Below are 22523 nucleotides of genomic sequence, written 5' to 3' on the forward strand. Positions count from 1 at the left end.
AGTGCGCTCGCTAACGCTGCGTGCTCCGCTAGCGAGCGCTGATGCCTCTAGCCCGCTGCGAGTTCCTTAGCCCGGACCAATGCTGCGCCCGTTGCCTTGTCGAAGATCGACTTGAGGTCTGCCGCTTGGAACTGCTCAACGGCACGCTCAGTGGTGCCCTTGGGGCTCGTGACCTGCTTACGCAACTGCTCAGGCGAGCTGTCGGATGCCGCAAGCAGTGCCAACGAACCTTCAAACGTTCCCGCAACCAGGGTCAGGGCCTGCTCCGGAGTAAACCCGAGATCAACGGCGGTGCGCGTGAACTCTTCGAGAATCAAGAAGACGTAGGCGGGACCCGATCCGGAAATCGTGCTCAACGCATCAATCTGCGACTCGGGTGTTTCAACAACAGTGCCGACAGTTTCGAACACGGCACGGCCGATCGCGAGGTCATCGTCGGTGGCACGCGATCCGGCGCTGAGACCAGTCACTGCCTTGCCGACGATAGCGGGGGTGTTGGGCATGGCGCGCAACACAACGTTGTAGACGATGGCTTCCATCCGCGCCGTCGTCACACCCGCGGCGACACTGACAACAATCGCATCAGGCTCGAGGAACGGAGCAAGCTCGGCGAGGGCATCAGGAATCATGTGCGGCTTCACGCCCAACATAACGACCTTGGCGCCCTTCACGGCGCGAGCATTACCGTCTGGAGTGTTCTCCAAAGCAAACGACTCGACACCCTCAGAGCGCACTGCCGCAGCCTTCGCTTCGGTGCGATTCGTCACGCGGATGCCCCCGGTTACCGTCACCGAAGGGTCAAGCAAACCCTGCAGGATGGCACCCCCCATTGATCCGGCGCCGACAATTGCAATGCTAGGAAGAGAAGTAGTCACCTGAACATCCTAGGATTGATCACATGAGCGCGTCAGGCGGAAACAAAGCAATCATCGCGGCACTGTTGGCAAACAGCGGTATCGCCGTCACAAAATTTATTGCATTCCTCGTCTCAGGATCCAGCGCGATGCTCGCAGAGAGCGTGCACTCCCTCGCCGATGCAGGCAACCAGGGCCTTCTGCTGCTGGGCGGCAAGCAAGCAAAGAAGCACGCGGATGCCGAGCATCCATTCGGCTACGGCCGTGAACGCTACGTGTACGCCTTCGTCGTCTCGATCATCCTGTTCTCGGTCGGCGGCATGTTCTCGCTCTATGAAGGCATCAACAAGCTGCAGGAGCCGCATCCGCTCGAACAGGCATGGTTGCCGATCACCGTTCTGCTCATCGCGATCGTGCTCGAGTCGTTCTCGCTGCGAACCGCCGTGCGTGAATCGAACCTGGTTCGCGGCAAGCAAAGCTGGATCGCATTCATCCGTCACGCTAAAGCCCCCGAATTGCCCGTCGTGCTGCTCGAAGACGTCGCCGCGCTGCTCGGTCTCGTGCTCGCCCTCTTCGGTGTTGGCCTCACGATCATTACCGGCGATTCGATGTGGGATGCCATCGGCACCATCGCCATCGGAATCCTGCTGATCATTGTCGCCATCGTTCTCGGTATCGAAACCAAGAGCCTGCTCGTTGGTGAGGGTGCAACGGTGAAGCAGCGCAACCTCATCCGCGACGCCATCAACGCGCACCCCGACGTGCGCTCGCTCATCCACATGAAGACGCTCTACCTCGGCCCAGAAGAACTGCTCGTTGCCGCCAAGATCGACTTCGGCGCCCAAACCCGGGTATCGGATGTCGCAGCCAGCATCGACAGTGTCGAACGTGAGATTCGTGCGGCCGAGCCCATGGCGCGCGTAATCTACATCGAACCAGACGTCTACCGCCGCCCCACCGAAGCCGCCCCGCCCACTGATGCGATCGTCATCAAGGGCAACGACTAAAGAAAGCACCCATAACCATGACTGCAATTGAAACTATTCGTCTCGTGCTGCTCGTTTTCCACTTCCTCGGGCTGTCGTTGATCCTTGGTTCGTTCTTTCTGCAGATCAGCCGCAAGCAGGGTTTTGAGTTTGGAACTATGCTGATCGGCGCAATCACCCAGCTCGTTACCGGGCTTGCCCTCGTGGGTGTGTTGCAGGCTGATGGCGATCACGACATCGACAACGTAAAGATCGCCGTAAAGACCGCTGTCGCCGTTGTCGTGCTGGTCGCCGTGATCATTGCTCGCTCGCGCCAGAGCAAGGCTCTGGCTACCGGAACCAGCGAAAAAGCTGCACTGCCGTTCATGCACCTCGCCGGAATCGGCGCACTGATCAACGTGCTCGTTGCGGTGCTCTGGCGCTAGGCCCTGCCCCCGCCGAGCGAAATGACGTGGCTAGCGACGGGCCTCAAAGAAGTCAGTGAGCAGCGCAGCGCACCCTGCCTCTTGAATGCCGGCAACCACCTCAACCTTATGAGGCAACCGCCGGTCGCGAAGCAGATCGTTCACGCTGCCTGATGCCCCCGCTTTCTCATCCCACGCACCAAACACCACGCGAGGGATGCGCGCCTGCAAGATCGCGCCAGCACACATCGTGCACGGCTCAAGAGTGACCACGAGAGTCATATTCTCGAGCCGCCACGAGCCTGTTGCCGCCGCCGCAGCCCGGATCGCCACAACCTCGGCGTGCGCCGTGGGGTCGCCCGTAAGCTGCCGCTCATTGCGCCCAACGCTGACGAGATTGTCGTACTCATCAAAGACGAGAGCGGCGACCGGAACGTCAGCAGAATCGTGCGTGAGCTTCGCCTCGGCGATGGCCCGCGTCATCCACTGATCGAACTTTGTCACAATCGGTTCTCCTGTTGGTCCAGACCTCAAGTAGATTTAGCCTATGCGAGTTCACGTTGCCGACCACCCGCTCATCACGCACAAGCTGACAGTGTTGCGCGACAAGAACACTGCAGCCCCCACTTTTCGGGCGCTGACGGAAGAACTTGTAACGCTGCTGGCCTACGAGGCCACGCGCTCAGTGCGCGTTGAGGCGGTCGACATTGAGACCCCCGTGACCAAGACCACAGGGGTGGCGATCAGCTCGCCCAAGCCGCTGGTCGTGCCGATTTTGCGCGCTGGGCTCGGAATGCTCGAGGGCATGGTCAAGCTTGTTCCCACCGCCGAGGTCGGGTTCTTGGGCATGGTGCGCAACGAAGAAACTTTGCAACCAGACACCTACGCCGAGCGTCTGCCGGATGACCTCTCGAACCGCCAGTGCTTCGTGCTCGACCCCATGCTTGCCACCGGTGGCTCACTGATCGCCGCGATTCAGTACTTGCTTGACCGCGGTGCTGTGGATGTCACGGCAGTCTGCATCCTCGGAGCCCCCGAAGGCCTCGCCGCCGTCGAGAAAGCGATGGAAGGCCGCGACGTCACCATCGTGCTCGGAGCCCTCGACGAGCGCCTCAACGAGCACGGCTACATCGTGCCCGGACTTGGCGACGCTGGCGACCGACTTTACGGTCTCGTCTAGCCACAGTTTTTCCGCGCGCAACTTGACAGACGCGTGCTGCATGAAACATAGTTGAGTCCATGACTGTACAAACTCGCGACCTGACCGCCTTCATGGCTTCCAGGACCGCCAGCTCGATGCCTGTGGGCACAGCACTGGTGAGCGACGTTTCGTGTTGTCGAATGTGTGCCTAGTCGGCCAACCTGCGCCGGGCATTCTCACCAGAATGGATGCCCCCAGATTTACGTCCTCATAACGGCGTCTATCTAGCTCGTCACACTTAATTTTTTCCGAAGGATCACACCCTCATCATCAGAGGCCCTTCACCCTTATCCAAGGATTTCTGGACCCATGTCTCTCGCAACCATCGAACGTACCCCTCGCACCGCTTTCGCTCCTGCAGCTCCTGCACTTGCGCCAACTCACGCTCCGGCCCGCGAACTGTCGCTGGCCGTGCAGCCTGCACGCGACACTCGCCCAGTAGTAACGCCAGCACCTGCGGCTCCCGCGGCTGAAGCGCCTCGCCTTCGCGCCGTGCCTCAGGGCACCGAGGCTCGCGGCTTCGTGCTCTACGTCGGCATCGACGAGCTCAAGGCCGCCTCAGCTGGCACTGATCTGAGCGCGATCGTCGAACAGCTCAAGCAACTCGCGCAGCAGCTCGTGCCCACCGCTGAAACCCACGCCGCTGTCGCCCTCGCGCCAGTTGGTGCTGGCGGACGCGACGTCGACGTTGTGCGCCTCGCGCTGCAAGACCCTTCGGCTCTCGCTAAGCACCGCCAGGTTGAAGAGCCAGAAGAGAAGGCTGCAAGCGGCGTCATCGTTGACCTGTCGCGCAAGCGCGTACTCATCGATGACGAACCAGCGGCACTCACCTATAAAGAGTTCGAACTGCTGCAGTTTCTGATTTTGCGCGAATCACAAACCATCGCCCGCGCACAGCTCATCTCCACCCTGTGGTCGGCCGAAGACGACGAAGCGCCCAACGAGCGCACCATCGACGTGCACATCCGTCGCCTACGCTCCAAGCTCGGCGCGTATGAAGACGTTGTACGCACCGTTCGTGGTATCGGATACCGCTACGACCGTCATCCGGATGTCTCGGTGCGCTACGCATCGACCCCCAGCCCCGACTTCATCTAAGGTTCGGTCCCGCCACCGAAGCGAGCCTTCGGCACACTGGAATTCCACACTGACCGGGTGAGTAAAACGAGCGCTACCCGGATGCCTGAGTTGATGACCCACAATCGTGAAGTGCTGGATGCGCTTGGTTTCTGGAGCGCCTGCAGCGGTGTCGGTCACCCGTGCGGGCATCCGATCCACAAAGAAAAGGGCGCCATCCCCGAAGGAATGGCACCCGACCAGATCACCCGAATGACCCGGCCTTAGGGGTTAAGCGTTTGTTTCCGCAGTCGGGGCAGCAGCCTCTTTCGCTGCCGCCTTTTCAGCTGCTTTCTCAGCTTCAGCTTTCTCCGCCTCGCTAGCAAGCCAGGCATCGCGCTTCGCTCCCGGTAGCCAACCCTTGTTGACGACGCGGATCTGGAAGATGGATGCGACAACAACGAGCACGACCGCGATCAGTACTGTCAAGATCGCTCCGATCGCCGGCACACCACTCAGCAGGCTGACGCCGATGAGCGTTCCGAACCAACCGAAGTCGGCGTCGCCGAAGGTGCTGTTGGCGAATCCGAGCTCGCCGAGCACGAGCAGCAGGATCGCCGGGAGGATCGTGATGAGCACACCGTTGACGAAACCACCGACGACGGCACCCTTTCGTCCACCGGTTGCGTTGCCGTAGACACCGGCACCACCACCCGTGAAGAAGTGGGGGACCATACCGGGCAGGATCAGCGCGAGGCCGAACACTGGTCCGAGCCAGGTCGCGAGCAGTGCAAGCGAGACGAGCCCGCCGAGGAACGATGCAAGGAATCCGATCAGCACAGCGTTAGCTGCGAAGGGGAATACCAGCGGGATGTCGAGGGCCGGCTTTGCACCGGGTACGACCTTCTCGGCGATTCCCTGGAAGGCAGGAACGAGCTCACCGAGGATGGTGCGCACACCGTAAAGGATGATCGCGACACCAACACCGAACTGCAGTGCTTGAGCGAACGCAGCCATGATGTAGGCACCGGCATCGGCTGATCCGAAGATGTCGAAGGCTTCTTGCTGCGGCAGTGCGATGAGGCCCCAGATGGCGAAGACCAGGTAGATGAGCACCATCGAGATTGCGGTGGCGACCATCGAGTCACGCAGGAACTTGAGGCCCTGCGGGAAGTTGATCTTCTCGGTGGAGTGGCTCTTCTGACCGGTTGCTTGGCCTGCAGCACCTGCGGCGATGTAGCCGAGGGTTCCGAAGTGGCCGATGGCGATGGTGTCGTCGCCGGTGATCTTCTTTGTCCACGGATGCGCGAACGCGGGCATCACGACCATGATCACGCCGAGCAGCAGTGCGCCGATCAGTACGACAAGCCAGTTGAGGTCGGGGCCGAAGCCGACGGAGAGCACAACGCTGAGCAGCAGCGCCATGAACACCATGTGGTGACCCGTGAGGAACACGTACTTGAGCGGTGTGAACCGCGCAAGTGCGAGCATCACGACGAACCCGAGGGTAAGAACGTAGGCGCTGGTGGCACCGTACTCAACCGAGGCGAGGGCCGTGATGACCTCGTTGGTGGGGATGACGCCCTGTGCACCGGTGACCAGAAGGATCAGGTTGCCGAGCGGGGTGAGCGAGCCGACGACAACGCCTGCTCCGGCACCCAAGATCAGGAAGCCGAGCGCTGCCTTGAGGCCACCGCCGATGACCGCCCCGGCTGGTCGCTTGAGGGCGATGAGACCGACTGCAGTGATGATTCCGACAAGATATGCCGGGACGTTGAGGATCTGTTGTCCGATGAAGTTCAGGACTACAACAAGCCACTCCATTGTGTTCTCCTTTGTGTTAGTTAGTTATGGGAAGAGGTGACGTGTTATTCGGGCAGCGCTGCCTTGAGCTTTGTGGTGATTTCTTCGAGGTCGAAGAAGTTGTCGATGATGATGACGTTTGCGGGAACGTCGCCAATCTCGGGGGCGAGTTCTTCGGAGGTCAACACGATCTGAGCGTCGCGTGCCATGCCGCGGGCAACTCCGATATCGGCAGCCTCGACGTCGGCGTCAACTCCGAGCGTGCGAAGAACCTTTTCTGCATTCATTTTCAGGAGAACCGATGTACCGATTCCCATTCCACAGACCGCAACGATCTTCATGTGTTTGCCTTTCGATATCGCAGTGGGCTACTGCGTGTTCTCTCGGATGAGTGCCCGGAGTTGTTCAGGGTTGGTCGCCTCAAGGAGACGGTCGATGTCGCCGCTGAGTACACCGGCAAGGTTCGACATGGTGGCGAGGTGAGAGTCGTGGTCGACGGCCGCGAGTCCGACGACGAGGCGAACGGGATCGTTGGCTGAGTGGCCGAATTCGACCGGGTTGGTCAGGCTGACCCAGCTAATTCCGGTCTTGAGTACGGCGGGAGAGGGGCGCGAGTGCGCCAGTGCGATTGACGGGGCGATGACGATGTATGGGCCGAGCTCTTCGACTGCTCGAATCATTTCGGCGGTGTATTCGTCGGTGGTCGACCCTGTTGCGGTGAGTGCATCCCCTGCGAGGCGAACGGCGGAACGCCAGTCGCTGGCCTCGGCGCGCAAGATAATCGCGTCATCGCTCAGTTCGTCTGCCAATGTTTCGCTCATTGCATCCTGCTTTCTCACCTGTCGTTCACGCGGCCACTAAGTGACTACGTCGGGCGACTGAGAGCCTAGTCCCAAAACGGGACTTATGTCTACGAATAGCCATAAGTGGCTATTTCTCGCCGTATTTCTCAAGAGACGCATCATCTTCGCGCGTCAACCGACTGATGCGGTCGGTTTCAAAGAGCGCATCTTGAGCAATGAGCGACGCACCAATGATGCCTGCCTGGTGCCCCAGCTTTGCTGGAATCACCACAAGATCGCGCCGAGAGAACGTCGTAGCGTCGCGCAACAAACGCTCCCGAATGGGATCAAGGAACATGGCGCCCGCCTGGGCAATGTTGCCCCCGATCACCACTGCAGAAGGGTTCAGTAGCGCCACCGGATCAAGCAGCGCCTCGGCGATGTGGCTGCCGGCATCCGCCAATAGTTGGGCGACACCCTCATGCCCGCTGGCGGCGAGCGCCACGATGTCTGCACTCGTGCGCACCGTCGCGCCGAGCGCACGCAACTCGCGTTCGATCGCACGGCCACTGGCCACCGTATCGAGGCATCCGATTCGTCCACACAAGCAGAGCTCGGCACCACCCGAGGGCGAGTGCGCCAGATCTCCCGCGCCGCCACGACCGCCGTGATAAACGCGGCCGTCGAACACGAGACCGCAACCGATACCCATACCGACCTTTAACACGATGGCATCGGCAAACTCGGGCCAGCCCAAGCGATGCTCCGCCACCGCAAGAATATTCACGTCGCGATCGACCGCGAACACCGCTCGGTAATCGTCGGGAAAGTAGTTCTTGACCACCACATCCGCCCACTGGGCATTCACCTGCGGGGATGCAACGCGACCGCTGGCGGGGTCAACCGGCCCAGGAACGCCAACACCGATGCCGCGCACGTCGGAGCGCGATTTGCCAAGGTTGGCGAGCAGGTGGTCGAAGACCTGGCAGCTCCAATCAAAGATGTCACCGGGTCCCTGACTGAGCCCGATATCTGCTTCGTCTTCGAGGAGGATGTTCGACACGAGGTCGGTGATGGCGAGGCGCGAGTGTGAGCCGCCGATATCCATAGCGAGCAGGAGGCCGGCATCTTTGTTGACGACAAACTCTTCGGGCGGGCGGCCTCCCCGGGAATCGGACTGGCCCGCGCTCACAATGATGTTGGCGTTCAGTAGTTCATCGAGCCGGCGGGCGAGAGTGATTCGCGACCAACCAAGCTGCGAGATGAGGTCGGAGCGGGTGGTCGCCTGACCGGAACGGATGAGGTCGAGCACAACGCCCGAACCCGTCGAGATCACATGCGCCATAACTTTGTCCTCCGCGTTGTGACCGGCCCCGAGAGGGAAGTCTACTTCGTGACTGCACAGATCGGTCTGCACACGTTGACTTTAGTACACATGTAGACCAAAGTGTCAGGTATGTCAGAAAACGGCCTCCCCTTTTCCGGAAATATCACGCCTGCTGAGGCGGACTCCGTGCGCGCAGCCATCGCCATTCCCGCCCACGTTGTGCAAGCCAAAGGCCACGGTCACGGCGGAACAGCAATGGCGCTGGCACCCCTCGCCCACGTGCTCTACCAGCGGATTCTGCGCCACAACCCCAATAACCCCCAGTGGCTCGGCCGTGACCGACTCGTACTCTCCGCCGGGCACGCAAGCCTGCTGCTGTATGTACAGCTGTTTTTGACGGGCTACGGACTGGAGCTCGACGAGTTGGCCAAGAGCCGCACCCTCGATAGCCGCACCCCCGGGCATCCGGAGCTTGGCCACACCCCCGGCATTGAGATGAGCACCGGCCCTCTCGGTCAGGGTGTTGCATCTGCGGTGGGAATGGCGTTGGCCGCACGCCGCGAGCGCGCCCTCTTCGCGCCAAATAATGACCTGCTCGACACCACCATTTGGGCCATCGCCGGAGACGGCTGCATGCAAGAGGGGGTGAGCGGCGAGGCCTCGAGCCTTGCGGGCACTCTCGGCCTCGACAACCTGGTGCTGATCTGGGATGACAACAACGTCACGATCGACTCCACCGGCGAAGCCGCCTTCAGCGAAGATGTGCGCGCACGTTATGCCGCCTATGGCTGGCGGGTGCTCGAGATCGACGACGCCAGCAACCTTGACGAGATTGAGGCCGTGCTCACCGAAGCGCAGTCGCGTGATGGTCGCCCCACCTTTGTTGCCCTGCGCAGCGTGATTGGCGCACCATCGTCCGAGTTCTCAGGCAAACCTGCCGCCCACTCTGGCGGCTTCGGTGACGATGAGGTTGCGGCGATCAAGACCGCGCTCGGCTTTGCGCCGGATGCTCCGCTCGACGCCCTTGTGACCGATGACGGTCTCGGCTTTGCTCGTGGCGCTCTCGCCCGAGGTCAGGCGTTCGAAGACGAATGGAATGCGGCGCTCGCCTACTGGAAGGCAGCGGAACCAGAGGCTGCGCGGGCCTGGCATGCGTTCCGGAACCCGCATGCTGCGGCATCCCTCAGCGCACTGAACGAGATCGAGCTGCCCGCCGTCGGCACCCCATCAGCAACTCGCAAGCTCAACAGTGTCGCGATCAAGGCCCTGCAGAACGTGTCATCGCTGTGGGGTGGTTCGGCAGACCTGGCCGGATCAACCGGCGTGGATGTGCCCGGCTCCGCCGTAACCGCGAGCAACCCGGGTGGCGAGTTCATCCGCTTCGGGATTCGTGAGCACGCCATGGCAGCAATACTCAACGGTGTCGCGATTCAGGGGCCATGGCGACCGTTTGCGTCGACATACCTCGTGTTCAGCGACTACATGCGGCCGAGCATCCGCCTCGCTGCTCTCATGCAGTTGCCCGTTGTCTATGTCTTCACGCACGACAGCGTTGCGGTTGGCGAGGATGGACCAACACACCAGCCTGTCGAGCAGGTTGCGTCGTTGCGCACCGTGCCAGGGCTTGACGTTGTTCGCCCCGCGGATGCCGCCGAAGTTGTGGCGGTGTGGAAGCGGCTGATCGCTCACCCCGCTGGCCCCACGGCTCTTGTCTTCTCTCGTCAGGATGTTCCCGTTCTGCACGAGCGGGATGACTTGGATGCCAAGGTCGCCCACGGCGGTTATGTTGCGTGGCAGTACGGCGATGGCCTCGATCTCGCACTCATCGCCACCGGCAGTGAGGTATCTCTCGCCCTAGAGGCGGCGGAAACCCTAGCTGCAGACGGCGTTTTGGCGCGGGTCATCTCGATGCCGAGCGTTGAGTGGTTCGCCGCGAGTGACGCCTCATATCGCGAGAGCGTGTTGCCCTCCTCGATCACGGCGCGCGTCGCAGTGGAGGCAGGGCGCGGTGATGGCTGGTACCGCTGGGTCGGCCTCGACGGAGAAGTGGTGAGCGTTGAAGAATTTGGCGAATCTGGTTCTGGTGCTCAGGTTATGGCTCGTCGGGGGATCACGCTCGACGCCGTGCTGGAGGCTGCACGGCGCACGCTGGGGCGCTAAGCGACACCGCCAGCGCGCACCAACTGACCCGCACGCGGCACTGCGTAGTGCATGGATTCGGGGCTGGTTCCTACCGCAGCAATGTAGCGATCTGGGCGAACCAAAATTACGCTGTTGGAGCGGGAGTGACTGTCGGGCTGGGATAGATCAGAAGCCTTCAGCACAACTACTGGTAGCCCCATCCAACGCGGCGCATCCCCATCTGAAGCATCCGATTCCACTGTGTTGTGGCCGCAGACTACCCAGCTGTAGCCGGTGTTCGGCATCCGGTCGTAAAGTCGCTCACCATCGCTAAGTATCGGATTGGGCAGGCGGTGACCCTCATCCCACTTACCCGCGCCGCGGATACGGTGACGTTGTGAATACGAGAGGTTGAGCATCCCGACTCCCCGTGCCAGTTTCGCCTGCACGAAAGAACGTGACACGACGATTGGCGCGATCACACTGCGTATTCGACGAGCCACAAACCGAGGCGAGGTCATTATCGCGGTCATGCGCGCCACCCCGCCCACCATCGCACCAGCAGTTCCCTGACGCTCGACCTCATAGGCCGCCAGCAACTCTTCTGCGCGTTCTGTCGTTGCGTTCCGGGATTCAGCGATCCGCCACATCACATTGTGGGCGTCCTGCACGCCGGTGTTCAAGCCCTGTCCGCCAACGGGGCTGTGAATGTGTGCGGCGTCCCCTGCCAAGAAAATCCTGCCAGAACGGAAGCGGTCGGCGACACCGTGGCTGAGGTCGAACTGAGATGTCCAAGTAACATCGTAGGCTCCGAAAGTGACGCCCGCTCGTTCGCGAATAAGTTCGTCGAGTCGGGTGGCATCGACGGAGGCCAGCATGTTTTTCTCGCCGGAGGCCAGGTGGGCGATCATTCTCCATTGGCGGGGCTCGGGCATCGGAACAAGGATGAGCAACCCCTCGGGTGCGAGGTACATGTGTCCCTCATTTTCGACGAGGTCGCTGGTGGTTTTTACGTCCGCAAGGAGAAAAGTCGCTCCAGCACCGGTGCGCTTGAGCGCGATGCCTGCCTGCTCGCGAACCGTGCTTCGGCCGCCATCACATCCGATCACCCAACCCGCTCGAATAACTTCGGCTTCTCCGTCACCAACAAGTGTGGCCTCAACAAAGTTTCCGCGATCCTCTAGCTTGTGCAGGTCGGTAGCCCACTCCACCCGGCCACCAAGACTGCTCAGGCGGTTCTCGAGAACTCGCTCGGTGTCATGCTGAGGCACAGAAAGCCAGAACGGAAAAGCGGTGTCTCCCCACGGCTGGGCGAGCAGGTCAACGTGGACGCGCTTCTTCCGGTTATTGAAGTGAAGATTGAGGGCCGCGAATGGCGTTCCTGCTTCGCGGATATCACGGTCGATGCCCATAACGGCGAACACCTCCATTGTGCGAGCGTGCACCACTAGAGCCTTGGAGAACATGCCCCGCTCCGACTTACGTTCCACGATGCGAACGGTCAGCCCATGACGAAGCGCTTCGGCGGCGGCGGTGAGGCCCGTGGGACCTGCGCCAATTACGAGAACATCGACGTCTGAAGCGTCCTTGATCCTCCCGGTCGGCGAGGTCGTGCGGGCATGGGTCGGGTTCGAAGTCATTCCATCATGCTATGGAAATGAGACAGTGGTGTCTAGTTTTATGCGCTGTGAGTTCCCTGAATGCCGCAAGAGAGGGTCCCGAACACAAGCTCGACAATTTCTTCCTCGGAAAGATTCACGTCCATGCGCACCGCTGCCGCCAGCAGAGCCATCAACGCCGTGACAATCCACAGCACCGAAACGTCAGTCCTGATCTGGCCGGCGCGTTGCCCACGCTGAACGATCACCGCAAGCGGCATGAACGCTTCTTCGCGTCGCCGCAAGAATTCGGGATCCTGAGCCGCACCCTCAAGAAGTAGCGGCCGAAACCGCGCACCCAATGAGACGATGCCCGCCACGACCCTACGGAGCGCTTCCAAAGCCGTTCCGTCACCGACCTGCACTCCAGCAACGACTTCTCTGGCACACTCCACAGCGTCATCGCGTAGCGCATCAAGCAGACTCTCGCGACTGCTGAAGTGGCGGTACAGAGTTGCTCTCGCTAATCCGGCACGGCGCGCAACATCGCCCAGAGTCGCGTCAGAATCGAGCGCGAGGGCACTGGCGGCAGCATCGAGAAGCATGCGGCGATTGCGTTCCGCATCCACGCGAGCCACCGGAACGGCATTCATCATAGACCTACCTTCTTGGGCTTGCTGGTGCGAGAATGTCACCTTCGCTCGGCAAAATTCTAGCGTGGCCTCGCTCACCGGCGGATCCTCGAGCCATACGGTTCAGGTGGATTGTCAGCAGCCCCGCCAACGCCCTCCGTTTTGATAATGTGAAGAGGTAGCCGCAATAGTCGGCTCCCGACGACGGATCAGTACCGGGTACGCGACAAGACTGGCCAAGGAGACTGTTGTGTACTGGCTAATTCTGATTCTTTCTGGCGTGCTCGAAGCCGTCTGGGCCACTGCCCTCGGCAAATCTGAGGGCTTCACGAAACTATGGCCGAGCATCATATTCGGTGTCGCCATTGTCGTGAGCATGGGCGGGCTCGCGCTGGCAATGCGCGAGATCCCCATTGGTACGGCGTACGCAATTTGGGTGGGCATCGGCGCTGCGCTCACCGTGACTTACACCATGGTGTTCGGCGGCGAACCTGTGTCCTGGGTCAAGGTCTTGTTGATTGTGGGACTGATCGGATGCATTGTCGGGCTCAAACTGGTTGACTCACCGAGCTAGCGGCGGTCGACCGTACACTATCGGCATGACCAAGATTTCGATCAAGGCTCTCGCACTCCAGCAGCTCCACGCTGCCACTGAAGCCGGAGGCGGGCGGGCAGCACACACGGTGTATGGCGGCCACGAGAAGTCGCTGCGCCAAACGGTGATCGGGATGCTCAAGGGTGCGAGTCTGGGTGAGCACGACAATCACGACGACGCCACCGTCTACGTGCTCCAAGGCCGCATCCAACTTCGGATTGGTGATGATGTCTGGAAGGCGCGCGCTGGCAGTCTGCTGATTGTGCCCCACGAGCGCCACAGCTTCGAAGCACTCGAAGACTCTGCCGTGCTCATGAGTGTCGCTAAGCGCCCGTATCCGCCCGGGCAAATTCTGGCTGATTGACCGACGATTTTCGGAACGCAAGCGGTTCACGCAGCCGGTTCCTTCATCCAGGATGCACCAGCGTCGAGGGAGGTCTATGGTGAAGTTATGGCTGTTGAACCTATTGAACTAAAGACCCCCGACGCCGCTGCAACCAAAGCTAGTGGTTGTGCGTGCGGTCACGAAAACACCTCCGAGATTGTATTGGATGTTCGCCCAATTCCCCACGCGATTCGTCACGCCACCATCTTTGGTGCGCTGGGCTCCATCGCTCCTGGCTTCAGCCTCGATATCGTTGCTGACCACAACCCTCTCCCACTGCTTGCTCAGCTTGATGAAAAGCAGCCGGGCAATTTCACCGTCACGTATGTGGCTGACGGACCAGACGAGTGGAAAGTACGCTTCACTCGGGCGTAATCACTACCGCACAGCGTCGGGAATCGCAGGGCGTCACAACCTCAGTCGTGACGCCCTCATTCTCAGACGAGGATGAGCAGCGGCTGCTCGAGGATGCCCTTCAGGTCGCGCAAGAACGCGGCAGCGGTCGCGCCATCCAACGCACGGTGGTCGACCGTGAGCGTGATTTTCATCTTCTGAACTTCGACCAGCTCGCCATCTCGCAGCTGTGGTTCTGGGCTCGCAGCCCCGACAGCAAGGATTCCCGCTTCTGGCGGATTGAGCATCGCCGTGAACTCATCGATTCCGAACATTCCGAGGTTGCTCACCGAGAACGTTCCCCCCGACATCTCCTCCAGCTTCAGCTTGCCATCGCGTGCCTTGCCCGCGAGCGCCACAACTTCTGCGCCAATCTCGCTGAGAGTCTTGCGGTCAGCATCGGCGACCACCGGAACTAGCAGACCGGCATCAGTGGCCACAGCAATGCCCACATTGACCCGTCGGTGCCGCAGTAGAGAGTCGCCGTTGAACGACGAGTTCGCTTCCGGGTGCTGACGCAGCGCGATCGCAACAGCCTTCACAATGAAATCGTTGAGGCTCACCTTGATCCCCTGCTCAGCGAGCCTGTTGTTGACCTCGGCGCGCAAAGCGATCAAACGGTCAACTTCCACCACATTGGTGAGGAAGAAGTGCGGAATCTCTTGACTCGTCGTGAGCCGCTTGGCAGTAACTTTGCGGATCTTGTTGAGCGGGATGACTTCGGCATCAGCGTCGGCACCGGTGGAGTTGGAACTGGCACTGGCACTGGCACCGGATGACTTCTCCGGCTTCTCGGCGGCAGATCCTGAGTCCTTCAGAGCACTGATCGCGGCGTCGACATCGGCCCGGATGATGCGGCCGTTAGGGCCACTACCGGTGAGCGAATCTAGGTCGAGGTCGTTGTCGTGTGCCAGTTTGCGAGCCAGCGGCGACATCCGCAACTTGTCGGCAGTGGATGATGAGGCTTCGGCGGTCTCGGACTCCGGTTCCGGTTCCGTCTCCGTCTCCGTCTCCGTCTCCGGTTCGGATTCTGCACCGGGCTCCACGTCCGGCTCGACGTCCGGCTCTGCCCCAGGCTCGTCATCCGAAGCTGCGTCGGGTTTTGCGTCCGGCTCCAGCTCGGATTCAGTCTCGCTGGGTGCACCGTCGCCAATCACGGCAACAGGCTGACCAATCGGCACCATTGTGCCCTCCTCGACGAGGTGCTTCTGCAGCACGCCACTCTCGAATGCCTCCAGATCCATGGTGGCTTTATCGGTCTCGATCTCGGCGATCACGTCGCCCTTCTCCACCACGTCGCCAACCTGCTTCACCCATTTTGCAAGCTCGCCCTCCTCCATGGTGTCGGAGAGCCTGGGCATCGTCACTTCAGACATGATTGCCTCCTACTTCTTAAACCGTGTGGCGTCGAGGGTTTCCCGAATGACGCGGGAGAGGTCTGCCGCGTGCGGCATGGCCGCGGTCTCCAGCGGCTTGGAATAGGGCAGCGGGACTTCGGATGCTGCTACCCGACGCACCGGAGCATCCAAATAGTCGAAGGCGCCCTCGCCGATGGTGGCCGAGATTTCGGCCCCGATTCCATAGCTGAGCATGTCGTCTTCGAAGATGACAGCCCGGCTCGTCTTGCGCACGGAAGCGCAGATGGTGTCGCGGTCTAGCGGTCGCAGGCTGCGAAGGTCAACAACTTCGATCGACACACCCTCCTGCTCGAACTCTTCTGCCACCTGCAGGGCCGTCACCATTCCGCGCGAGTAGCTGACGACAGTCAGGTCAGTGCCGGTCTTTACGACGGCGGCTTTGCCAATCTCGGCGACCTGTTCGCCATCCGGAACCTCGCCCTTGACGTTATAGAGCGCTAGGTTTTCGAGGAAGATCACTGGGTCGTCGTCGCGGATTGCGGCCGTGAGCATCGACTTCGCCTCGGCGGGTGTCGATGGTGCCAGCACCTTCAACCCCGGGATATGGGCGTACCAGACTTCGAGGTTTTGGGAGTGGGTAGCCGCCAACTGCTGACCACCACCTCCGGGGAAGCGGATGACGAGGGGAACCTTGACCTGTCCGCCAAACATGGCGTGCATCTTGGCCGCATGATTCACAATCTGATCGATCGCTATCAGGCTGAAGTTGAGTGTCATGATCTCAACGACCGGCCGAAGGCCGAGCATCGCCGAACCGATCGCGGCGCCCACGAAGCCCTCTTCAGAGATCGGAGTGTCGAGCACTCGCTTGGGACCGAAGTCTTCGAGCAGCCCGGCAGTGATCTTGTACGAGCCCTGAAAGACACCGATCTCTTCACCAATGAGGAAGACATTCTCATCGCGCTCTAGTTCAGCGCGCAGAGTCTCGTTGAGGGCCTGCCGGTAGGTGATGATGCGAGATTTGGGTTCGTTGGCGGTCATGAGAGAACCACCGCAGGTTCGGCGGGCAGCCGCGTCGAGGCGTTTGCTACAGGACTCGCGTACACCTTGTCGAACAATTCATCGACTGAAGGGTCGGGGCTTTCGTCGGCAAAAGCGACCGCCTCGGTCACGACCTTGTCTGCATCGTCATCAATGGCATCCGCATCCTTCTCAGTAAGTACCCCATCTGCGATGAGCTTTGCGCGGAATGCGGGTACCGGGTCATTGCCCTTCGCCTCGTCGGTGTCTTCCTTTGAACGGTAACGCGCCGGGTCGACCACCGAATGCCCCTTGAGGCGGTAACTCATCAACTCGAGTAGTGCGGGTCGACGTTCTTCGCGCGCTTTCTTCAGAGCTGCACGAGCGGCGTCACGAACCGCGATCGGATCATCGCCATCCACTCGAGTGCCTTCAATTCGGTAGGCGCTGCCACGCTTGTAGAGATTGGGTTCGGCGGATGCACCCTCAACAGGCGTACCCATCCCGAGCCGGTTGTTCACGATCACGTAGACGATCGGCAGATTCCACAACCCGGCCAGGTTGAGCGACTCATGGAAGGCTCCGATGTTGGTGGTGCCGTCACCGAGCAGGCACATGACAGCCTCGGCCTTGGGGCCAGCTTTGCTGCGATAGTTGATCGCTAGCGCCGCTCCCGTTGCTGGAGGAATCTGTCCGCCGACAATCCCGTAGCCGCCGAGCATCCGCTTGCCCATGTCGAACATGTGCATCGAACCGCCCCAGCCGCCAACGACACCGGTCGATTTGCCGAAGAGTTCGGCCATCACCGCAGAAGGCTCCATGCCGCGCATGATGGCGTATCCATGATCACGGTAAGTAGTGAAGAGATAGTCGCGATCGTCGAGTGCGGCGGTCAAACCGACGACAGTGGCTTCCTCACCCAGATTCAGGTGGCAGTAGCCGCCGATCTTGGCTCGCGCATACATTTCGTTCGCGCGCAATTCGAAAGCGCGTACTAGCGACATTTTCTTGTAATAGCTGCGAAGCTCCGTGGCCGCTTGGCCACTGCTGGCAGACTTTTTCTTGGTCCGACTTGTGGTCGCCATGACAGTCTCACTTTCAACGAGATGCGTGATCTAATCTATTCCGCTTCGCTGGGAAGGGGCTGTCTTGAATTCGACAGACGACACCTGACCAGCTGCGGAAGTGAAAGCGCCGCGTCAGCTCGCGAGGAGTTGACGAAGCACATACTGAAGGATGCCGCCGTGCTCGAAGTACGACGCCTCCGCTGGTGTGTCGATTCGCACAATCGTCTCGATCTGCCGCGTCTCGCCTTCGTGCTCGACAGTCACCATCACGTGTTTCGGAATCTCTTCCGCTCCTTCGAGACCCGAGATCGAGTAGACCTCTTCGCCGGTCAGCGCGAGCGAGGTGGCTGACTCTCCGTCGACAAACTGCAGCGGGAGAACCCCCATACCGATCAGGTTCGAGCGGTGGATCCGTTCGAACGATTCGGCCAGCACGGCTTTAACTCCAAGGAGGAGTGTGCCTTTTGCAGCCCAGTCCCGCGAAGAACCGGAGCCGTACTCTGCGCCGGCGATGACGATCAGGGGTACGCCATCCGCAGCGTAATCCTTGGAGGCATCAAAGATGCTCATCTGTTCGTCGCCAGGGAGGTGACGGGTGAAGCCTCCTTCAACGCCCGGCACAAGCTGATTACGAAGGCGAATGTTGGCGAATGTACCACGGATCATCACCTCATGGTTTCCTCGCCTCGACCCGTAGGAGTTGAAATCCCCGAAGGCGACGCCGTGGTCTGTCAGGTAGCGGCCTGCTGGCGAGTCACGTTTAATGGAACCCGCGGGTGAGATGTGGTCAGTCGTGACCGAGTCTCCCAGCAGCGCCAGCACACGAGCGCCCGAAATGTCTTGCAGCGGTTCAGGGGCGCGCGGCATCCCTTCGAAGTAGGGCGCGCGACGCACGTAGGTTGAGGTCTCGTCCCAGGCAAAAATTTCGCTCGACGGAATCTCGAGGCTGCGCCAATTCGCATCGCCGTCAAAGACATTCGCATATCCGTCGGCAAACATCTCTGCCTCGATTACTTCACCGATCACTTTCTCAACCTCCTGAGTGCTGGGCCAAATATCGCGAAGGTAGACCGGGACGCCCGACTCATCGTGCCCCAGTGGGTCGCTGAGCAGGTCGATGTTCATTGTTCCGGCCAGCGCATAGGCGATGACGAGCGGCGGCGAAGCAAGAAAGTTCATTTCGGTTTCAGCATGGATCCGACCCTCGAAGTTACGGTTGCCGCTGAGCACCGAGGCCACCGTGAGGTTGTGATCGGCTACCGCTTTACTCACAGCGGGAAGGAGCGGGCCGGAGTTGCCGATGCAGGTCGTGCAACCGTAACCGACAAGGTCGAAACCGAGTTGATTGAGGTACGGCGTGAGCCCGGCCCGGTCGTAATAGTCGGTGACCACCCGCGAACCCGGGGCGAGCGAAGTTTTGACCCAGGGCTGGGAGCTCAAGCCACGCTCCACAGCCTTCTTAGCCATCAGCCCCGCTCCGATCATCACGGAAGGGTTGGAGGTGTTCGTGCACGAGGTGATCGCGGCGATGACAACATGACCGTTATCTACGCTCGTGTGCCTGCCATCGGGGAGACTGATGCTTGCGGGATTCGACGGCCACTCGCCGTCCGGAACAGGTTGCGACCAATCTACCGGCTTCGGCCCATGGCCGAGCTTGTCGAACTCTATGGGGTCACTGGCGGGGAAGGATTCAGCTGAGGCCTGATCGAGGCCGGTGAGTTCTTCAGGGGCACGGAAGCCTTCAACCAGGATCTCACCCACGATGCTTCGGGCATTGGCCAGCGGAATGCGATCCTGCGGGCGCTTTGGACCGGCGATGGATGGCTCCACCTTGCTCAGATTGAGCTCGACCGTGAGCGAGTATTCTGCTTCGTGATCCGGATCGTGCCAGAGCCCCTGCTCCTTGGCGTAGGCCTCGACCAGACGCACCTGCTTTTCTGGTCGGGCAGTCTGACGCAGGTAATCGAGCGTTACCTCATCGATCGGGAAGATCGCACACGTCGACCCATATTCCGGGCTCATATTTCCCAAAGTTGCGCGGTTGGCCAGTGGAACGTTAGGAACACCTGGCCCATAGAATTCGACGAACTTGCCCACGACACCGGTCTGTCGGAGCATCTGGGCAACGGTCAGCACCATATCTGTCGCCGTCACGCCCTCCCGCAGCTCACCGCTGAGCTTGAAGCCAACCACCGGTGGAACGAGCATGCTCATCGGCTGGCCCAGCATGGCGGCTTCCGCTTCGATGCCGCCCACACCCCAGCCGAGCACTCCGAGACCATTGACCATCGGTGTGTGCGAGTCGGTGCCCACCAAGGTGTCGGGATACGCCTGAGTGGCACCATCGCATTCCCTCGTGAAAACAACTCGAGACAAATACTCGAGGTTGACCTGGTGGCAGATACCGGTATCGGGTGGAACAACCAGAAAGTCGTCGAACGCCTGCTGCGCCCACCGCAACAATTGGTAGCGCTCTTGATTGCGCTGAAATTCGAGATCAGCATTGATCTCAAAAGCGCTTGGAGTACCGAAGGCGTCAACGATCACCGAATGATCGATCACGAGCTCGGAGGGGATGAGGGGATTAATTCTCTGCGGATCGCCACCGAACGAGACCATCGCATCACGCATCGCAACCAGATCGACCACGCAGGGCACGCCAGTAAAGTCTTGGAGCAACACGCGGGCGGGCGTGTACTGAATCTCGGCGCCGTGCTCGGCCGCAGGATCCCAGTGCGCGATAGCCTGAATCTGGTCGGCTGTGACCAGCCTGCCATCCTCATTGCGCAGCAGGTTCTCCAGAAGCACCTTGAGGCTGTACGGCAATCGCGACGAGCCTTCCACAGCGTCGAGCCGGTAAATCTCGTAGACTGAATCGCCCACCGTGAGTGTAGCGCGAGCACCGAATGAATCCGTCATGACTAACCTCCAGCGGCTTTCGCCGGGCTTAAGAACGAGGATCAATTAACTCCATAGTTACCCTGCGCTTGTCAGGTGTCAACGAACGGTCGATCTTTACCACCGAAGCGGCGCAAGACCCCGGGGATGCGACAGGGCTAGTCGCCGTCGCAACGATGACAGCTGCGGCCGATTATGCCCCGTAAATGTCCCTTGCCACCTAACTTGTCCGTTTGACAGGCGAGTTGTCCGTCGGGATCACGGCAATGTCGGGACTGCGTGGCACCACAGGCAATCTACTGATGGGCAGTCCGTGCCATTCATCTTGTCCATATCGGAGACCAGGGTAGATGTGGCCCTGATTTCCGAGGTTCCCGGTGGGATGTTCGAGGCACTGAACCTTGATCTCAGGTGCCCGCAGGGGAACGCCAAGAGGGGAACGGAGCACTTTGTAGTGCTGACGTTTCTGAATTCACTTGACTCGCTGGATGAGCATCCAGCCACAGCGAAAGTCAATAGCTTCTTGACGGACTGTGTGGATGCCTCCATGCGCGCTTACTCGACCCGGCAGATCTTTCGGTATTCTTGCCTCAGCGCAGTCAATGCGTAAATCCGCGTAATCTCAAGCAACTGGAGTGACACACATGGCCGACTATTCCTTCGGGGGCGCCGCAGATATCGATCGCGCGATCGGATACCTAGTCGGCCTCGACGCCGCGCAGACGAACGCTCTAGCGGTGCTTGAGATCGATGACGCCATCACCGAGTTGCAGGGGGAGTACGAGAAGAGCAGCGCCGATGTGACTTACCGGCCAGACGATGACTTCATTGCACGCCTCTCTGGATACCTCGCAATGGCCGACGACCAAGACGACCCGAAGTTCGCCTGACCAACACGGCGCGAGAGAGACCACTCGATATTCGGGAATCATCGCATAATCTCACCAATGGCGACCCGCCACTATCTTCTTCGCCAAAGCGAGAATGACAGCTCCCGTGGCGGACTACAGTCGGTGGCCATTCCGAGAGATCTCCTGACACGACGAGTTTCGCAGGATCACTTCGCCGGCAGGCTTGGCCGCTGAAGACGATCTGGCAGCCGCTGGCGACCCCGATCGAGGAAACCACCACGCCCAGTACGACCCCGGCTAGCAGAACGACAACGAAACCGATGATGATGTAGCGCGCAAGTCGTGCGTCAGCCTTCTCTTGTTTCAAGGCTCAGACCTTGCCCCCTTTCGGCCGGAACTGCTGTCGACTTGACTGACTCCACTGGTGTCGGTTTTCACCCTCCACGAGCGCCCGCAAGCCGGGCGATCAGCGGCCGGTATTTCGGTCCTTGCGGCGGGGCCATCTGACGGTTTCCCGGGTGCGCGAGGCGTGCCCGGCTGGGGCCGCTTACGGGATTGTTCTTGACCGCTCCATCGGCTGAAGCGCACCGTTCCGGTATGAATGAATATCTGATCGGATACGCTCACGTATCCACAAACGAGCAAGATCTCACCGCCCAACGAAACGCCTTGGAAGCCCTCGGCGTCAGATCGACTCTGATCTACACCGACCACGGACTCACCGGCACTAACCGGGCACGACCCGGCCTGCGAGAAGCGTTGGCCGCCTGCAGGAACGGTGACACGTAGGTCGTTGCCAAACTTGACCGTCTAGCCCGTTCCCTTCGGGAGGCGAAAGATATCGTGGACGAACTTACCGTCAAAGGCGTCAAGCTCAGCATCGGCGGATCGGTTCATGACCCGAGCGACCCGATTGGGCGACTTCTATTCAATGTCCTGGCAATGGTGGCAGAGTTCGAATCCGATCTCATCCGCGCTCGAACGCGCGAGGGCATGCAAGTGGCTAAAGCTAAAGGTCACCTGCGTGGCAAGCAACCCAAACTATCGGTCGCCCAGCAACGCCACTTGATGGAAGTCCACCGCGCGGGTATCCCATTCCACGAGCGAGCTCGCTGAGCTGTTCAACGTCGCTCGCTCCACCGTGTACCGCACGGTTCAACGACAACCCCTCGAACACTAAGGAACACAT

At 60.5% G+C, this 22523-nt stretch carries 22 protein-coding genes, 1 pseudogene and 1 riboswitch; of the genes and pseudogenes, 11 read left to right on the forward strand and 12 right to left on the reverse strand.

Features of this window, described 5'->3' with window-relative positions; translation table 11 throughout:
* Window positions 1-47 precede the first annotated feature (47 nt).
* Complete coding sequence (gene proC, locus ACTJJW_RS07440) at window positions 48-875, reverse strand: pyrroline-5-carboxylate reductase (protein WP_462643493.1); 828 nt, start codon at window positions 873-875, stop codon at window positions 48-50.
* Window positions 876-898: 23 nt separating this feature from the next.
* Between proC and ACTJJW_RS07445 the strand changes: the two genes are divergently transcribed.
* Window positions 899-1861, forward strand: a complete 963-nt coding sequence (locus ACTJJW_RS07445; RefSeq protein ID WP_462643494.1) for a cation diffusion facilitator family transporter — start codon at window positions 899-901, stop codon at window positions 1859-1861.
* Between the two features lie 17 nt (window positions 1862-1878).
* Window positions 1879-2265, forward strand: coding sequence for a hypothetical protein (locus ACTJJW_RS07450; RefSeq protein WP_462643495.1), 387 nt, complete (start codon window positions 1879-1881; stop codon window positions 2263-2265).
* Window positions 2266-2295: 30 nt separating this feature from the next.
* On the opposite strand, the gene ACTJJW_RS07455 is transcribed toward ACTJJW_RS07450, so the two are convergent.
* Window positions 2296-2727, reverse strand: a complete 432-nt coding sequence (locus ACTJJW_RS07455) for a nucleoside deaminase (RefSeq protein WP_462643546.1) — start codon at window positions 2725-2727, stop codon at window positions 2296-2298.
* Between the two features lie 64 nt (window positions 2728-2791).
* Here ACTJJW_RS07455 and upp point away from each other — a divergent pair, with 64 nt between their 5' ends.
* The 3 genes from upp (at window position 2792) to ACTJJW_RS07470 (ending at window position 4789) form a co-directional block, all read left to right on the forward strand.
* On the forward strand, window positions 2792-3424 hold the full coding sequence (gene upp / locus ACTJJW_RS07460; RefSeq protein WP_462643496.1) for a uracil phosphoribosyltransferase: 633 nt from the start codon (window positions 2792-2794) through the stop codon (window positions 3422-3424).
* 330 nt (window positions 3425-3754) lie between these two features.
* Window positions 3755-4543 (forward strand): winged helix-turn-helix domain-containing protein, encoded by a 789-nt coding sequence (locus tag ACTJJW_RS07465; RefSeq protein ID WP_462643497.1) that lies wholly within the window; start codon window positions 3755-3757, stop codon window positions 4541-4543.
* A 57-nt stretch (window positions 4544-4600) separates the two neighbouring features.
* A complete protein-coding gene (locus tag ACTJJW_RS07470) occupies window positions 4601-4789 on the forward strand; it encodes a hypothetical protein (protein WP_462643498.1) in 189 nt (62 codons plus the stop codon).
* A 3-nt stretch (window positions 4790-4792) separates the two neighbouring features.
* Here ACTJJW_RS07470 and ACTJJW_RS07475 read toward each other — a convergent pair whose 3' ends face one another.
* From ACTJJW_RS07475 to ACTJJW_RS07490, 4 genes are all read right to left on the reverse strand, one after another.
* Window positions 4793-6325, reverse strand: a complete 1533-nt coding sequence (locus ACTJJW_RS07475) for a PTS ascorbate transporter subunit IIC (RefSeq protein ID WP_462643499.1) — start codon at window positions 6323-6325, stop codon at window positions 4793-4795.
* Window positions 6326-6369: 44 nt separating this feature from the next.
* On the reverse strand, window positions 6370-6645 hold the full coding sequence (locus tag ACTJJW_RS07480; protein WP_462643500.1) for a PTS sugar transporter subunit IIB: 276 nt from the start codon (window positions 6643-6645) through the stop codon (window positions 6370-6372).
* A gap of 27 nt (window positions 6646-6672) precedes the next feature.
* A complete protein-coding gene (locus tag ACTJJW_RS07485) occupies window positions 6673-7125 on the reverse strand; it encodes a PTS sugar transporter subunit IIA (protein WP_462643501.1) in 453 nt (150 codons plus the stop codon).
* A gap of 109 nt (window positions 7126-7234) precedes the next feature.
* Window positions 7235-8503: an ROK family protein gene (locus tag ACTJJW_RS07490; protein WP_462643502.1), complete on the reverse strand. Its 1269-nt coding sequence runs from the start codon at window positions 8501-8503 to the stop codon at window positions 7235-7237.
* Between the two features lie 39 nt (window positions 8504-8542).
* On the opposite strand from ACTJJW_RS07490, the gene ACTJJW_RS07495 reads away from it, so the two are divergent.
* Window positions 8543-10573, forward strand: coding sequence for a transketolase family protein (locus tag ACTJJW_RS07495; protein ID WP_462643503.1), 2031 nt, complete (start codon window positions 8543-8545; stop codon window positions 10571-10573).
* Here the strand turns inward: ACTJJW_RS07495 and ACTJJW_RS07500 are convergent.
* Together ACTJJW_RS07500 and ACTJJW_RS07505 are read right to left on the reverse strand one after the other, a co-directional pair.
* Complete coding sequence (locus ACTJJW_RS07500) at window positions 10570-12174, reverse strand: FAD-dependent monooxygenase (protein ID WP_462643504.1); 1605 nt, start codon at window positions 12172-12174, stop codon at window positions 10570-10572. The two genes, ACTJJW_RS07495 and ACTJJW_RS07500, sit on opposite strands and share 4 nt — an antisense overlap.
* A 38-nt stretch (window positions 12175-12212) precedes the next feature.
* Window positions 12213-12788: a TetR/AcrR family transcriptional regulator gene (locus tag ACTJJW_RS07505; protein WP_462643505.1), complete on the reverse strand. Its 576-nt coding sequence runs from the start codon at window positions 12786-12788 to the stop codon at window positions 12213-12215.
* A gap of 152 nt (window positions 12789-12940) precedes the next feature.
* A riboswitch (guanidine-III (ykkC-III) riboswitch) is annotated at window positions 12941-13005 on the forward strand.
* 9 nt (window positions 13006-13014) lie between these two features.
* On the opposite strand from ACTJJW_RS07505, the gene ACTJJW_RS07510 reads away from it, so the two are divergent.
* From ACTJJW_RS07510 to ACTJJW_RS07520, 3 genes are all read left to right on the forward strand, one after another.
* On the forward strand, window positions 13015-13338 hold the full coding sequence (locus ACTJJW_RS07510; protein ID WP_462643506.1) for a DMT family transporter: 324 nt from the start codon (window positions 13015-13017) through the stop codon (window positions 13336-13338).
* 25 nt (window positions 13339-13363) lie between these two features.
* Window positions 13364-13723: a cupin domain-containing protein gene (locus ACTJJW_RS07515; protein WP_462643507.1), complete on the forward strand. Its 360-nt coding sequence runs from the start codon at window positions 13364-13366 to the stop codon at window positions 13721-13723.
* Window positions 13724-13810: 87 nt separating this feature from the next.
* On the forward strand, window positions 13811-14119 hold the full coding sequence (locus ACTJJW_RS07520) for a DUF2249 domain-containing protein (protein WP_462643508.1): 309 nt from the start codon (window positions 13811-13813) through the stop codon (window positions 14117-14119).
* A 62-nt stretch (window positions 14120-14181) separates the two neighbouring features.
* Here the strand turns inward: ACTJJW_RS07520 and ACTJJW_RS07525 are convergent, their stop codons facing one another.
* From ACTJJW_RS07525 to acnA, 4 genes are all read right to left on the reverse strand, one after another.
* Window positions 14182-15513 carry a dihydrolipoamide acetyltransferase family protein gene (locus ACTJJW_RS07525; protein ID WP_462643509.1) on the reverse strand — a complete coding sequence of 444 codons (1332 nt, stop codon included), beginning with the start codon at window positions 15511-15513 and terminating at the stop codon, window positions 14182-14184.
* A 9-nt stretch (window positions 15514-15522) separates the two neighbouring features.
* Complete coding sequence (locus ACTJJW_RS07530) at window positions 15523-16536, reverse strand: alpha-ketoacid dehydrogenase subunit beta (protein ID WP_462643510.1); 1014 nt, start codon at window positions 16534-16536, stop codon at window positions 15523-15525.
* Window positions 16533-17600, reverse strand: coding sequence for a pyruvate dehydrogenase (acetyl-transferring) E1 component subunit alpha (gene pdhA, locus ACTJJW_RS07535; RefSeq protein WP_462643511.1), 1068 nt, complete (start codon window positions 17598-17600; stop codon window positions 16533-16535). Before pdhA ends, ACTJJW_RS07530 begins: the two co-directional genes overlap by 4 nt.
* Before the next feature lie 114 nt (window positions 17601-17714).
* Window positions 17715-20504 (reverse strand): aconitate hydratase AcnA, encoded by a 2790-nt coding sequence (acnA, locus tag ACTJJW_RS07540; protein WP_462643512.1) that lies wholly within the window; start codon window positions 20502-20504, stop codon window positions 17715-17717.
* Between the two features lie 623 nt (window positions 20505-21127).
* Here acnA and ACTJJW_RS07545 point away from each other — a divergent pair.
* Both ACTJJW_RS07545 and ACTJJW_RS07550 read left to right on the forward strand, forming a co-directional pair.
* Window positions 21128-21373, forward strand: a complete 246-nt coding sequence (locus ACTJJW_RS07545; protein ID WP_462643513.1) for a hypothetical protein — start codon at window positions 21128-21130, stop codon at window positions 21371-21373.
* Window positions 21374-21931: 558 nt separating this feature from the next.
* A pseudogene (locus ACTJJW_RS07550) lies at window positions 21932-22514 on the forward strand (recombinase family protein).
* Window positions 22515-22523: the final 9 nt, after the last annotated feature.

This window comes from Rhodoglobus galactosidasius (genome assembly GCF_054957775.1).

What these genes read in the sequence shown, in the direction of transcription:
- ACTJJW_RS07505 (WP_462643505.1), bottom strand. Translation starts at nt 12,788, where the DNA reads ATGATGAATGCCGTTCCGGTGGCTCGCGTGGATGCGGAACGCAATCGC.
- ACTJJW_RS07475 (WP_462643499.1), bottom strand. Translation starts at nt 6,325, where the DNA reads ATGGAGTGGCTTGTTGTAGTCCTGAACTTCATCGGACAACAGATCCTC.
- ACTJJW_RS07485 (WP_462643501.1), bottom strand. Translation starts at nt 7,125, where the DNA reads ATGAGCGAAACATTGGCAGACGAACTGAGCGATGACGCGATTATCTTG.
- pdhA (WP_462643511.1), bottom strand. Translation starts at nt 17,600, where the DNA reads ATGGCGACCACAAGTCGGACCAAGAAAAAGTCTGCCAGCAGTGGCCAA.
- ACTJJW_RS07545 (WP_462643513.1), top strand. Translation starts at nt 21,128, where the DNA reads ATGGCCGACTATTCCTTCGGGGGCGCCGCAGATATCGATCGCGCGATC.
- ACTJJW_RS07500 (WP_462643504.1), bottom strand. Translation starts at nt 12,174, where the DNA reads ATGACTTCGAACCCGACCCATGCCCGCACGACCTCGCCGACCGGGAGG.
- ACTJJW_RS07515 (WP_462643507.1), top strand. Translation starts at nt 13,364, where the DNA reads ATGACCAAGATTTCGATCAAGGCTCTCGCACTCCAGCAGCTCCACGCT.
- ACTJJW_RS07450 (WP_462643495.1), top strand. Translation starts at nt 1,879, where the DNA reads ATGACTGCAATTGAAACTATTCGTCTCGTGCTGCTCGTTTTCCACTTC.
- ACTJJW_RS07480 (WP_462643500.1), bottom strand. Translation starts at nt 6,645, where the DNA reads ATGAAGATCGTTGCGGTCTGTGGAATGGGAATCGGTACATCGGTTCTC.
- ACTJJW_RS07465 (WP_462643497.1), top strand. Translation starts at nt 3,755, where the DNA reads ATGTCTCTCGCAACCATCGAACGTACCCCTCGCACCGCTTTCGCTCCT.
- ACTJJW_RS07445 (WP_462643494.1), top strand. Translation starts at nt 899, where the DNA reads ATGAGCGCGTCAGGCGGAAACAAAGCAATCATCGCGGCACTGTTGGCA.
- acnA (WP_462643512.1), bottom strand. Translation starts at nt 20,504, where the DNA reads ATGACGGATTCATTCGGTGCTCGCGCTACACTCACGGTGGGCGATTCA.
- ACTJJW_RS07525 (WP_462643509.1), bottom strand. Translation starts at nt 15,513, where the DNA reads ATGTCTGAAGTGACGATGCCCAGGCTCTCCGACACCATGGAGGAGGGC.
- ACTJJW_RS07530 (WP_462643510.1), bottom strand. Translation starts at nt 16,536, where the DNA reads ATGACCGCCAACGAACCCAAATCTCGCATCATCACCTACCGGCAGGCC.
- ACTJJW_RS07495 (WP_462643503.1), top strand. Translation starts at nt 8,543, where the DNA reads ATGTCAGAAAACGGCCTCCCCTTTTCCGGAAATATCACGCCTGCTGAG.
- upp (WP_462643496.1), top strand. Translation starts at nt 2,792, where the DNA reads ATGCGAGTTCACGTTGCCGACCACCCGCTCATCACGCACAAGCTGACA.
- ACTJJW_RS07455 (WP_462643546.1), bottom strand. Translation starts at nt 2,727, where the DNA reads ATGACGCGGGCCATCGCCGAGGCGAAGCTCACGCACGATTCTGCTGAC.
- ACTJJW_RS07520 (WP_462643508.1), top strand. Translation starts at nt 13,811, where the DNA reads ATGGCTGTTGAACCTATTGAACTAAAGACCCCCGACGCCGCTGCAACC.